A 12,732-nucleotide genomic window follows, 5' to 3' on the forward strand; every position below is an offset into this window, starting at 1 on the left:
CACAGTTGATTGCTTCCAGATCAAGCGGGCTGCGCAGCACCAAATGCGCCCTGGCGCAACAACAGCACCACCAGCCCCAGCGCCCCGGCCGCCATCAGCCAAGGCAGGGCATGCCCGCTGATCCACTGGCTGCCTGCACCCGCCACCAACGGCCCGATCAAGCAGCCGATCCCCCACAGCTGCGCGATATGGGCATTGGCGCGCACCAGCGCATCGTCACGGTAGCGCTCGCCAATCAGAATCAGCGACAAGGTGAACAACCCTCCGGCACTGGCGCCGAACAGCACCCACACCGGCCAGATCAACACCGTCTGCATCAACAACGGAATCGCCAGGCTCGACGCCAGCAACAGCAGCGCACAACTCAAGAACAGCGTGCGCCGCGGCAAGTAATCGGCCAAGGCACCGATGGGCAACTGCAGCAGCGCATCACCCACCACCACGGCGCTGACCATCGCCAAGGCTATCTCGGCGGTGAAGCCCTGCTGCAGGCAATACACCGGCAACAGTGTCAGAATCATCGCTTCGAACGCAGCGAATAACGCCACCGCCCAGGCAATCGCCGGCAGTGTCAGGCAGAAGCGCCACAGGTCGCCAAGGGTCACACTGAACGAATCGGCAGTCGGCGCGCCGGAACGCCCCAGCAGCAACAGCGGCGCGACCATCAGCAGCCCCGCACCCATCCAGAGACCGTAGTCATGATCAGTGCCGATCACACCCAGCAGCAGTGGCCCTGACAGCTGGCTCAAGGCATAGCTGCAGCCGTACAGCGCCACCAGCCGGCCGCGCCACTGCTCCACTACCAATTGGTTGATCCAGCTTTCACCCAGGATAAACACGATGGTCAGGATCACCCCGATCATCAGCCGCAGCACCAGCCACACCGGGTAACTGGGCAGGATCGCCAGCAAACCGATGGACACGGCACCGGCCCATAGGCACAGACGCATCAGGTTGGCAGTGCCCAGCCAAGAGGCCAGGCGGCTGGAGACCTTGGCACCCAGCAGCACACCAAAGGCCGGCATCGCGGCCATCACGCCGATGGCGAAACTGCCGTAGCCCCAGCCCTCAAGGCGCAGGGATACCAGTGGCATGCTCACGCCCAGCGCCAGGCCGACACTGAGTACCGAGGCCAGGACGGCGAAATAAGTCGCCCAACGCATTTCCACGCTCCTGTGGATACTTTTCAGGGTTGCAAACGAACTGTAGGAGCGAGCTTGCTCGCGAAGAACTCAAGGACACCGCGTGTTACCAGACAGCACGCGTTATCGTTGACGTTTTTCGCGAGCAATCTCGCTCCTACAGGGGTTCAGCGGCGCTGCTTACAGCTTGATCCAGGTCGCCTTCAGCTCGGTGTACTTGTCGAACGCATGCAACGACTTGTCGCGACCGTTACCCGACTGCTTGAACCCCCCGAATGGCGCGGTCATGTCACCGCCATCGTACTGGTTGACCCACACGCTGCCGGCACGCAGGGCCTTGGCGGTCAGGTGCGCCTTGGAGATATCGGCCGTCCATACCGCCGCCGCCAGCCCATATTGGGTATCGTTGGCGATGGCGATGGCTTCTTCAGCGCTGTCGAAGGTAATGACCGACAGGACCGGGCCAAAGATTTCTTCCTGGGCGATCCTCATGGCGTTGGTCACACCATCGAAAATCGTAGGTTCGACGTAGGTGCCACCGGTTTCTTCGAGGGTACGCTTACCGCCTGCCACCAGCTTTGCACCGTCGGCATGGCCGGCTTCGATGTAGGACAGCACGGTGTTCATCTGTTGAGTGTCCACCAACGCGCCGACGTTAGTGGCCGGGTCCAGCGGGTTGCCTGGCTTCCAGCCCTTCAGCGCGGCGATCACCAGCGGCAGGAATTTATCCTTGATGGAGCGCTCCACCAGCAGGCGTGAACCGGCAGTGCAGACTTCGCCTTGGTTAAAGGCAATGGCACCCGCGGCGGATTCGGCCGCGGCTTGCAGATCCGGGGCATCGGCGAACACGATGTTCGGGCTCTTGCCGCCCGCCTCCAGCCATACGCGTTTCATGTTCGATTCGCCGGAGCGGATCAACAGCTGTTTGGCGATCTTGGTCGAGCCGGTGAACACCAGGGTGTCGACATCCATGTGCAGCGCCAGCGCGTTACCCACGGTATGGCCATAGCCCGGCAGCACGTTGAACACGCCTTTTGGAATGCCGGCCTCAACGGCCAGGGCCGCAATGCGGATGGCAGTCAGCGGGGATTTTTCGGAGGGCTTGAGGATGACCGAGTTACCGGTGGACAGCGCCGGCCCCAGCTTCCAGCAGGCCATCATCAGCGGGAAGTTCCACGGCACGATGGCGCCGACGACACCAACCGGTTCACGGGTTACCAGGCCCAACTGATCGTGAGGGGTGGCGGCGACTTCGTCATAGATCTTGTCGATCGCCTCACCGCTCCAGCTCAGGGCATTGGCTGCGCCTGGCACGTCAATGTTCAGGGAGTCGCTGATCGGCTTGCCCATATCCAGGGTTTCAAGCAGCGCCAGCTCTTCGGCATTGGCCTTGAGCAACGCGGCGAAACGGATCATGACGGCCTTGCGCTTGGCCGGTGCCAGGCGCGACCAGGCGCCGGAATTGAAGGTAGCACGGGCATTTTCCACGGCGCGCTGGGCGTCGGCGGCATCGCAACTGGCAACGGTGGCGAGCAGGCGGCCATCGACCGGGCTGATGCATTCGAAGGTGTCACCGGAAGCGGCGGCAGTGTATTCGCCATTGATATAGGCGCGGCCTTCGATCTTCAGGTCCTTGGCGCGTTGTTCCCAGTCGGCACGGGTCAGGGTGGTCATGCGAGTGTCCTCCTCTTATTGAATACAAGGGCCAGGTGATGTCCCCCGGCAGCCTCAAAGAATTCTTGCCCGGCCAGCCTGCTGTTCGGCTCAAGGCAGCTGCCACCCTAAACCAGCGGCTGGGGATGTTTCAATATATTTGACATAACGGCGGTAAACGCCCTTGCGATGTTCATTTTAATAAACATAGACTTTGGGCTCTCCAACCGCAGGCCAGACGGGACACGCACATGAGCATCCAGGACATCGTCGACTTCAGCCAGGCCAACACGGCGCCCGACCGCTACCGCCCTGCCGCCGAGAAAATCCTCAAGGGCGACCCCGAACAAACGATCTACAACCACTACAACAGCCCATGCGGCCAGATGAGCGCCGGGGTTTGGGAAGGAGAAGTCGGGCAGTGGAAGGTCAACTATACCGAGCATGAATACTGCGAAATTGTGCAGGGGGTTTCGGTACTGCGCGACGGCGACGGTAACGCCAAGACCTTGCGCGCCGGCGACCGCTTCGTGATCCCCGCCGGCTTCAGTGGTACCTGGGAAGTGCTGGAACCGTGCCGCAAGATCTACGTGGTGTTCGAGCAGAAGGCCTGATCAACAAACGCCAGGCAAAAAAAAGCCCGCATCGTGAGATACGGGCTTTTTTTCACAAGGAAGAAAACCAATTACTTGATTTTGCCTTCTTTGTAGATCACGTGCTTGCGAACGCGCGGGTCGAACATTTTCTTTTCGAGCTTGTCCGGGGTAGTACGCTTGTTCTTGTCGGTAGTGTAGAAGTGACCAGTACCGGCGCTAGAGATCATTCGAATCAATTCACGCATGATAGAGCTCCTTAGATCTTGCCAGCGGCGCGGATTTCGGCCAGCACGACAGTGATGCCACGCTTGTCGATGATACGCATGCCTTTGGCAGATACACGCAGGCGAACAAAACGTTTCTCTTCTTCAACCCAGAAGCGGTGATGCTGCAGGTTCGGCAGGAAACGACGACGGGTTTTGTTATTTGCGTGGGAAATGTTATTCCCAGTCACCGGACCCTTACCGGTAACTTGACAGACTCTCGACATGCCTCAGCCCTCTAAAACCACATGCCCAACCCGGCATGGGTTGGCCGCTTAATCTCTCAGTCATTTGGCGCCAGGCGCCGCGTTTCTTTAGGGTCTTACCGGCTACACCTACAAGCGAAGGAACCGGGCCCCTAGAAAAGAGCGCTGCTTTATACCAGAAAGACCCAAGTGCAACAACAGCCCGTGTGTTTTTACCGGCGTAAATCTCGGCGACATACGCCCGAACCGTTGCCAGGAGGGGCCGCTGTAACAGCCGACCGCTCGTCGCACAGAATGACTTACAGCGCTCGCGCGCGCAGTGAGGCGCACAGCGAAACGCGCTGAGGCGCCATCAAAACAGCATTTGAGCCAAAAGCACAGGCAAAAATGGGCTAGTCATTTATGAATCAGACCACTACGGTAGGACTTTTCCAGACTGCACTCGCAGATGGGCCTTCGATCTGCAAAGGAAACCTAATATGCGCCTCGCTGCCCTACCGCTATTGCTAGCCCCGCTATTTGTCGTGCCGCAGGCCCTGGCGGCCACCAGTTTGAGCGTCTGCACCGAGGCCAGCCCCGAAGGGTTCGACGTGGTGCAATACAATTCGCTGACGACCACCAACGCCTCGGCCGACGTGCTGATGAACCGTCTGGTGGACTATGACGCCGCCAGTGGCAAGCTGGTGCCGAGCCTCGCCGATAGCTGGGAGGTTTCGCCGGATGGCCTGGCCTATACGTTCAAGCTGCACCCGGACGTGAAATTCCATCGCACCGAGTACTTCACCCCGAGTCGCACGCTGACTGCCGAAGACGTGCGCTTCAGCTTCGAGCGCATGCTTGACCCGGCCAACCCGTGGCACAAGATCGCCCAGAGCGGCTTCCCCCATGCCCAGTCGCTGCAATTGCCGACCCTGGTCAAGAAGATCGACGCCCTCGACCCACTGACCGTGCGCTTCACCCTGGACCACGCCGACTCCACCTTCCTGGCGGCCTTGAGCATGGGTTTTGCCTCGATCTACCCGGCCGAATACGCCGACAAATTACTCAAGGCGGGCACCCCGGAAAAACTCAACAGCCAACCGATCGGCACCGGGCCGTTCATCTTCACGCGCTTCCAGAAAGATGCCGTGGTTCGCTACAAGGCCAACCCCGACTACTTTGCCGGCAAACCGGCTGTGGATAACTTGATCTTCGCCATTACGCAAGACGCAAACGTGCGGCTGCAGAAATTGCACCGCAATGAATGCCAGATCGCCTTGTCCCCCAAACCGCTGGATGTCGGCGAAGCCGAGAAGGACCCCGCGCTCAAGGTGGAAAAAACCGCCGCATTCATGACCGCATTCGTTGCAATCAATAGCCAGCATCCGCCCCTGGACAAGCCGGAAGTGCGCCAGGCAATCAACCTGGCATTCGACAAGGCCAGCTACCTCAAGGCCGTGTTCGAAGGTACCGCCGAAGCCGCCGATGGCCCCTTCCCGCCCAACACCTGGAGCTACGCCAAAGAGTTGCCCGGTTATCCGCAGGACCTCGCCAAGGCCAAGGCCTTGCTCGAACGTGCCGGGCTCAAGGACGGTTTCAAGACCACAATCTGGACACGCCCCACCGGCAGCCTGCTTAACCCGAACCCGAACCTCGGTGCGCAACTGCTGCAAGCGGACCTGGCCAAGGTTGGCATCCAGGCCGAAATCCGCGTGATCGAATGGGGCGAACTGATTCGCCGTGCCAAAGCCGGTGAGCACGACCTGCTGTTCATGGGCTGGGCCGGCGACAACGGCGACCCGGATAACTTCCTCACCCCGCAGTTCTCCTGCGCCGCCGTAAAATCCGGCACCAACTTCGCCCGCTACTGCGACCCTGCCCTGGACAAGCTGATCAGCGCCGGCAAGACCACCAGCGAACAAGGGGTGCGCAGCAAGCTGTACCAACAGGCCCAGGCGCAGATCCAGCAGCAGGCCTTGTGGTTGCCCCTGGCGCACCCGACGGCGTTTGCCTTGGCGCGCAAAACCGTCGAGGGCTACCAGGTGAGCCCGTTCGGGCGGCAGGACTTCTCGAAAGTCAGCGTCAAGCCCTGACCCAATAGCCCCCACCCAGTGGGCGGGGGCTACATCCATCCGTATTCCGCCATCGACAACGGATCCCCATCCCCCACGATGATGTGATCCAGCACTCGCACATCCACCACTTCCAGGGCCTTTTGCAGCACCTTGGTCAATTTTCGATCAGCGGCGCTGGGCTCCACATTCCCCGAAGGATGGTTGTGACACAGGATCAGCGCCGCCGCGTTGTACGCCAGGGCGCGCTTGATCACCTGCCGGGGATAAACCATGGCGGCGTCGATGGTGCCCTGGAACAACGCCTCGAAACCCAGTACACGATGTTTTGAATCGAGAAACAGGCAACCGAACGTCTCGTGGGGCTCATGGCGCAGCAACGCCTTGAGGTAATCACGCACGGCCACCGGGCTTTCCAATACGGAGTCACTCCGCAACCGCTCGGCCAAGTGGCGCCGGGACATTTCCAGCACCGCCTGCAACTGGGCAAACTTCGCCGGCCCCAGCCCCAGTTGCTGGCTGAACAGCGCCTGGCTGGCCTCCAGCAGCGGGCGCAGGCCACCGAATTGCACCAACAGGTGGCGTGCGAGGTCCACCGCACTTCGCCCGGAAACCCCGGTGCGCAGGAAGATGGCCAACAACTCGGCATCGGACAGACTCGCCGCGCCCCATTCCAGAAGTTTCTCCCGCGGACGTTCCGCTACGGGCCAATCGCGAATACTCATCCCTCTTTCCTGTATACGTGCGCCGCTGTTGCCTGGCAGGCGCTGTGTTATCGTAGGCCCTCTTTTTTGCGTGCGATTTCACCTGGGGAGGGGGCATCGCAGGCGTCACTGAACTGGCTTCACTGAACTGGAAAGGCAAACCAATGCAGCGTCTGTATCGGAAACGCATCGTTCTCGGCGTCGGCGGCGGCATTGCCGCCTACAAGAGCGCAGAGCTGGTTCGCAGGCTCCTTGACCAGGGCGCCGAAGTGCGCGTGGTCATGACCCGCGGTGGCAGTGAGTTCATCACCCCACTGACCATGCAGGCCTTGTCCGGCCACCCGGTTCACCTGGACCTGCTGGACCCGGCAGCCGAAGCCGCCATGGGCCATATCGAGCTGGCCAAATGGGCCGACCTGGTACTGATCGCCCCGGCCACCGCCGACCTGATCGCCCGCCTGGCCCAGGGCATCGCCGATGACCTGCTCACCACCCTGGTACTGGCGACCGACGCCACCGTCGCCATCGCCCCGGCCATGAACCAGGCCATGTGGCGCGACCCGGCCACCCAGGCCAATACCCAACTCCTGCAAAGCCGTGGCCTCAAGGTGTTCGGCCCGGCCTCCGGCAGCCAGGCCTGCGGCGACGTGGGCATGGGCCGCATGCTCGAAGCCACCGACCTGGCGCTGTGCGCCGCCGAATGCTTCCAGCACCTGGCCCTGACCGGCAAGCACGTGCTGATCACCGCCGGCCCGACCCAGGAAAACATCGACCCGGTGCGCTACATCACCAACCATAGCTCAGGAAAAATGGGCTTTGCCCTGGCCGAAGCCGCGGTTGAGGCAGGCGCGCGCGTCACCTTGATCACCGGTCCGGTGCATTTGCCAACGCCCGACAGAGTCACCAGAATCGACGTAGTCAGCGCCCGGGACATGCTGGCAGCCTGTGAAGCGGCGATTCCCTGCGACCTGTTTATCGCCTCGGCAGCAGTTGCGGACTACCGACCGGAAGTAGTCGCCCCGCAAAAGCTCAAGAAGGACCCTACAAGCGGCGACGGCCTGCTCCTGCAAATGGTGCGCAACCCGGACATCCTGGCCACCATCGCCACCCGTGCGGATCGCCCATTCAGTGTCGGTTTCGCCGCCGAGACCGAGCACCTGCTGGACTACGCCGCACGCAAATTGAAAGATAAAAACCTCGACCTGATCGTCGCCAATGATGTCGCCAACCCAAGCATCGGCTTCAACAGCGAGGAAAACGCCTGCAGCGTGATCGACCGCGAGCTGCACGCCACCCTTTTCGCCCAGACCAGCAAAGGCAAGATTGCCCGCCAACTGATCTCTTTTATCGCCCAACGGCTGAACCAGGTTTAATGTCCATGCACGCTTTGCAAGCCAAGATTCTCGACCCTCGCATCGGCAGCGAATTCCCACTGCCGGCCTACGCCACCCCGGGCTCCGCCGGCCTGGACCTGCGCGCCATGCTCAAGGAAGACACTGTCCTCGAGCCAGGCCAGACCCTGTTGATTCCTACCGGCCTGTCGATCTATGTCGGCGACCCTGGCCTGGCCGCACTGATCCTGCCGCGCTCCGGCCTGGGTCACAAACATGGCATCGTGTTGGGCAACCTGGTCGGCCTGATCGACTCGGACTACCAGGGTGAGTTGATGGTGTCGTGCTGGAATCGTGGCCAGACCGCGTTCAATATCGCGGTCGGCGAGCGCATTGCGCAGCTGGTGCTGGTGCCGGTGGTGCAGGCGCACTTCGAGCTGGTACAGGAATTCGACGAAACCCAACGTGGCGCAGGTGGCTTTGGGCACTCCGGCAGTCACTGACCCAGCTGAACCTGGCCGGGTACGTTCGTCCGGCCAGACGCCACCGCATGGCCTTTCAGGATGAAGAATGCGCGAATCTAATCAGCGAGATTTCCCCAGGGGAATCAATGCATTACGAAAGATAAACCATCGAGCTCCCGCTCAGGTGGCACTTTTGCACCACGAACTCTCTGCCGAAAACACCGTCATACCCTTCAGTTTGAGCCTGCCGGTCAGCCACATTATGGCCAGCCTTGCCCCCTTCAGATGGAGTTTCCCCCCGCGATGAGTAACGCAGCCCGAGTAGCCCCGACCTTTCCCGACAGCATCTTTCGCGCCTATGACATCCGTGGCGTAGTACCCAAGACCCTGACCGCCGAAACTGCCTACTGGATTGGCCGCGCCATCGGCGCCCAAAGCCTGGCCCAGGACGAACCCAACGTATCGGTAGGCCGTGACGGCCGCCTGTCCGGCCCGGAGCTGGTGGAACAACTGATCCAGGGCCTGGCAGACAGTGGCTGCCACGTCAGCGACGTCGGCCTGGTGCCTACCCCGGCGCTGTACTACGCGGCCAACGTACTGGCCGGCAAATCCGGCGTGATGCTCACCGGCAGCCACAACCCGTCGGACTACAACGGTTTCAAGATCGTCATCGCTGGTGACACCCTGGCCAACGAACAGATCCAGGCCCTGCACACACGCCTGAAGACCAACGACCTGACCAGCGGCCCCGGCAGCATCACCAAGGTCGACATTCTTCAGCGCTACTCCGACGAAATCACCCGCGACGTCAAACTCGCGCGCCGCCTCAAAGTGGTGGTGGACTGCGGCAACGGCGCGGCCGGCGTGATCGCCCCGCAACTGCTCGAAGCCCTGAACTGCGAAGTGATCCCGCTATTCTGCGAGGTCGACGGCCACTTCCCCAACCACCACCCGGACCCAGGCAAGCCTGAAAACCTGGTGGACCTGATTGCCAAGGTCAAGGAAACCGGCGCCGATGTGGGCCTGGCCTTCGATGGCGATGGGGATCGCGTGGGCGTAGTAACCGAAACCGGTGAGATCGTATTCCCGGACCGCCTGCTGATGCTGTTTGCCCGTGACGTCGTGGCGCGCAACCCCGGTGCCGAGATCATTTTCGACGTCAAATGCACCCGCCGCCTGACCCCGCTGATCAAGGAATACGGCGGTCGTCCGCTAATGTGGAAGACCGGTCACTCGTTGATCAAAAAGAAAATGAAGGAAACCGGCGCCCTGTTGGCCGGCGAAATGAGCGGCCACGTATTCTTCAAGGAACGCTGGTTCGGCTTTGACGACGGTATTTACAGCGCTGCCCGTCTGCTGGAGATCCTCAGCAAGGAAAAATCCACCGCGCAAGGGCTGTTTGAGACCTTCCCGAATGATATTTCTACGCCAGAGATCAATATCCATGTGACCGAAGAGAGCAAATTCAGCATCATTGACGCATTGCACGATGCGCAATGGGGTGAAGGCGCCAACCTGACCTCCATTGATGGTGTGCGAGTCGATTACGCCAAAGGCTGGGGCCTGGTTCGCGCGTCCAACACCACACCGGTGCTGGTGCTGCGTTTCGAGGCGGATACCGAGGCTGAGTTGCAGCGCATCAAGGACGTGTTCCACGCCCAGTTGAAACGTGTTGCCCCTGATCTCCAATTACCGTTCTGATTTTTTGTACCGGAGCCCTGAATGACCCTCGAACGCGAAGCCGCTGCCAACACCGCCAAGGTCCTGTCCGAAGCGCTGCCCTACATTCGACGCTACGTCGGCAAGACGCTGGTGATCAAGTACGGCGGCAATGCCATGGAAAGCGACGAGCTGAAAACCGGCTTTGCCCGCGACATCGTGTTGATGAAAGCCGTAGGGATCAACCCGGTGGTAGTCCACGGTGGCGGCCCGCAGATCGGCGACCTGCTCAAGCGCTTGTCGATCGAGAGTCACTTCATCGATGGCATGCGCGTGACTGACGCACAGACCATGGACGTGGTGGAAATGGTCCTCGGCGGCCAAGTGAACAAGGACATTGTCAACCTGATCAACCGCCACGGCGGCAGCGCCATCGGCCTGACCGGCAAAGACGCGGAGCTGATCCGCGCGAAAAAACTGACCGTTACCCGTCAGACGCCGGAGATGACCCAGCCGGAAATCATCGACATTGGCCAGGTAGGCGAAGTGATCGGCATCAACACCGATCTGCTGAACCTGCTGGTCAAGGGCGACTTCATCCCGGTGATCGCGCCAATTGGCGTGGGCACCAACGGCGAGTCCTACAACATCAACGCCGACCTGGTGGCGGGCAAGGTGGCTGAAGCACTGAAGGCTGAAAAGCTGATGCTGCTGACCAATATTGCTGGCCTGATGGACAAGGAAGGCAAGGTGCTGACCGGCCTGACCACCCAACAGGTGGACGCGCTGATCGCCGACGGCACGATCTACGGCGGCATGCTGCCGAAGATCCGTTGCGCGCTGGAAGCGGTGCAGGGCGGCGTGGGCAGTTCGCTGATCCTGGACGGCCGGGTGCCGAATGCGATCCTGCTGGAAATCTTCACCGACACCGGTGTAGGTACGCTGATCAGCAACCGCAAGCGTCCTTAAACACTAAAAAGCCCCACCCTCCGTAGGAGCGAGCTTGCTCGCGAAAAACGTAAAGGCGCCGCGTTCATCCAGAATAAACGCGTCATCGTTGGCGTTCTTCGCGAGCAAGCTCGCTCCTACAGGGGGTGGGGCTTTTTGTTGTGCGGCGATTACTGGACGCCGAACTGCTCGCGGTACGCGCGCACTGCCGGCAAGTGCTGCTTGAGCTGCGGATCGTCTTCCAGGAACTGCAACACCTGGTTCAACGACACGATACTCACCACCGGGATGCCGAAATCGCGCTCCACTTCCTGGATCGCCGACAATTCACCGTTGCCACGCTCCTGGCGGTTCAGTGCGATCAACACACCGGCAGCCTTGGCGCCGTCCTGGGAGGCGATGATCTGCATCACTTCACGGATGGCGGTACCGGCGGTGATCACATCGTCGATAATCAGCACATCGCCAGTCAGCGGCGCACCCACCAGGCTGCCGCCTTCGCCATGGGCCTTGGCTTCCTTGCGGTTGAAGCACCACGGCAGATCCCGCCCGTGATGCTCAGCCAACGCCACGGCAGTCGCGGCGGCCAGGGGAATGCCCTTGTAGGCCGGACCAAACAAGACATCGAAGGAAATACCGCTTTCAACAATGGCTGCCGCGTAGAAACGACCCAGTTGGGCCAGGGCCGAACCCGAGTTGAACAAGCCTGCATTGAAGAAGTACGGGCTGGTGCGCCCGGACTTGAGGGTGAACTCACCGAAGCGCAAAACCCCGCGATCGATGGCAAAACGAATGAAATCGCGTTGATACGCCTGCATGAAAAAAGCCTCAGATACCACGGATTTAGCTAATTAGGTAGACGGCGTGTATCATACACGCACGCGATTTTTGGGGCCATTTATGCGGATCATCAGTGTGAACGTTAATGGTATTCAGGCTGCAGTCGAGCGTGGTTTGCTCAGTTGGCTGCAAGCCCAGAATGCCGACGTCATCTGCCTGCAGGACACCCGCGCCTCCGCCTTTGAACTGGACGACCCAGCCTTCCAACTGGATGGCTACTTCCTTTATGCCTGCGATGCCGAAGTACCCGCCCAAGGTGGCGTGGCTTTGTACTCGCGGTTGCAACCCAAGGCGGTCATCAGCGGCCTCGGCTTCGAGACAGCCGACCGCTACGGGCGCTACCTGCAAGCCGATTTCGACAAGGTCAGCATCGCGACCTTGCTGCTTCCATCAGGGCAGAACGGCGATGAAGACTTGAACCAGAAGTTCAAGCTAATGGACGATTTCGCCCGTTACCTGGATAAACAGCGACGCAAACGTCGCGAGTACATTTATTGTGGCTCGTTGTACGTGGCGCAACAAAAGCTGGATATCAAGAACTGGCGCGACAGCCAGCAATCCCCTGGCTTCCTGGCGCCGGAACGGGCCTGGATGGACGAGATTGTCGGCAACATGGGCTATGTGGATGCCCTGCGCGAAGTCAGCCGCGAAGGCGACCAGTACAGCTGGTGGCCAGACAATGAACAGGCTGAGATGCTCAACCTGGGCTGGCGCTTCGACTACCAGTTGCTGACCCCAGGCCTGCGTCGGTTCGTACGCAGCGCACGCCTGCCGCGCCAGCCACGCTTCTCGCAGCACGCGCCACTGATCGTGGACTACGACTGGACACTGACCATTTGAGGTCTTTTTCCAGGCACAAAAAAACCGACATCGCT

General features: G+C 60.7%; 12 protein-coding genes and 1 pseudogene. 7 read left to right on the forward strand and 6 right to left on the reverse strand.

Going from position 1 to position 12,732, the window contains the following annotated elements:
- Positions 1-20: 20 nt before the first annotated feature.
- Positions 21-1,163, reverse strand: a complete 1,143-nt coding sequence (locus AB7933_RS00075) for an MFS transporter (protein WP_024078089.1) — start codon at positions 1,161-1,163, stop codon at positions 21-23.
- 159 nt (positions 1,164-1,322) lie between these two features.
- A complete protein-coding gene (locus AB7933_RS00080; protein ID WP_024078090.1) occupies positions 1,323-2,816 on the reverse strand; it encodes an aldehyde dehydrogenase in 1,494 nt (497 codons plus the stop codon).
- A gap of 230 nt (positions 2,817-3,046) precedes the next feature.
- On the opposite strand from AB7933_RS00080, the gene AB7933_RS00085 reads away from it, so the two are divergent.
- Entirely contained in the window at positions 3,047-3,409 is a 363-nt protein-coding gene (locus AB7933_RS00085) for a cupin domain-containing protein (RefSeq protein WP_024078091.1), read from the forward strand.
- Between the two features lie 71 nt (positions 3,410-3,480).
- Here the strand turns inward: AB7933_RS00085 and rpmG are convergent, their stop codons facing one another.
- The gene (rpmG, locus tag AB7933_RS00090) at positions 3,481-3,636 is read right to left on the reverse strand and encodes a 50S ribosomal protein L33 (protein ID WP_003176906.1); all 156 of its coding nucleotides are present in this window, start codon (positions 3,634-3,636) and stop codon (positions 3,481-3,483) included.
- 11 nt (positions 3,637-3,647) lie between these two features.
- Positions 3,648-3,881, reverse strand: a complete 234-nt coding sequence (gene rpmB / locus AB7933_RS00095; protein ID WP_003176907.1) for a 50S ribosomal protein L28 — start codon at positions 3,879-3,881, stop codon at positions 3,648-3,650.
- A gap of 458 nt (positions 3,882-4,339) precedes the next feature.
- Between rpmB and AB7933_RS00100 the strand changes: the two genes are divergently transcribed.
- Positions 4,340-5,932: an ABC transporter substrate-binding protein gene (locus AB7933_RS00100; RefSeq protein WP_024078092.1), complete on the forward strand. Its 1,593-nt coding sequence runs from the start codon at positions 4,340-4,342 to the stop codon at positions 5,930-5,932.
- A gap of 29 nt (positions 5,933-5,961) precedes the next feature.
- On the opposite strand, the gene radC is transcribed toward AB7933_RS00100, so the two are convergent.
- Entirely contained in the window at positions 5,962-6,636 is a 675-nt protein-coding gene (radC, locus tag AB7933_RS00105; RefSeq protein ID WP_024078093.1) for a RadC family protein, read from the reverse strand.
- A gap of 143 nt (positions 6,637-6,779) precedes the next feature.
- Here radC and coaBC point away from each other — a divergent pair, with 143 nt between their 5' ends.
- The 4 genes and pseudogenes from coaBC (at position 6,780) to argB (ending at position 11,038) form a co-directional block, all read left to right on the forward strand.
- A complete protein-coding gene (gene coaBC, locus AB7933_RS00110) occupies positions 6,780-7,988 on the forward strand; it encodes a bifunctional phosphopantothenoylcysteine decarboxylase/phosphopantothenate--cysteine ligase CoaBC (RefSeq protein WP_024078094.1) in 1,209 nt (402 codons plus the stop codon).
- A gap of 5 nt (positions 7,989-7,993) precedes the next feature.
- Positions 7,994-8,449 carry a dUTP diphosphatase gene (gene dut / locus AB7933_RS00115; RefSeq protein WP_041161320.1) on the forward strand — a complete coding sequence of 152 codons (456 nt, stop codon included), beginning with the start codon at positions 7,994-7,996 and terminating at the stop codon, positions 8,447-8,449.
- A 240-nt stretch (positions 8,450-8,689) separates the two neighbouring features.
- Positions 8,690-10,111 (forward strand): annotated as a pseudogene (locus AB7933_RS00120) (phosphomannomutase/phosphoglucomutase); the annotation flags it as partial.
- 21 nt (positions 10,112-10,132) lie between these two features.
- A complete protein-coding gene (gene argB, locus AB7933_RS00125; protein ID WP_024078097.1) occupies positions 10,133-11,038 on the forward strand; it encodes an acetylglutamate kinase in 906 nt (301 codons plus the stop codon).
- 149 nt (positions 11,039-11,187) lie between these two features.
- Here argB and pyrE read toward each other — a convergent pair whose 3' ends face one another.
- Positions 11,188-11,835 (reverse strand): orotate phosphoribosyltransferase, encoded by a 648-nt coding sequence (pyrE, locus tag AB7933_RS00130; protein WP_024078099.1) that lies wholly within the window; start codon positions 11,833-11,835, stop codon positions 11,188-11,190.
- An 82-nt stretch (positions 11,836-11,917) separates the two neighbouring features.
- Here pyrE and AB7933_RS00135 point away from each other — a divergent pair, with 82 nt between their 5' ends.
- Positions 11,918-12,697, forward strand: a complete 780-nt coding sequence (locus AB7933_RS00135) for an exodeoxyribonuclease III (RefSeq protein ID WP_003176915.1) — start codon at positions 11,918-11,920, stop codon at positions 12,695-12,697.
- The last annotated feature ends 35 nt before the right edge of the window (positions 12,698-12,732 follow it).

Source organism: Pseudomonas gorinensis, from assembly GCF_042015035.1.
Taxonomy (GTDB): domain Bacteria; phylum Pseudomonadota; class Gammaproteobacteria; order Pseudomonadales; family Pseudomonadaceae; genus Aquipseudomonas; species Aquipseudomonas gorinensis.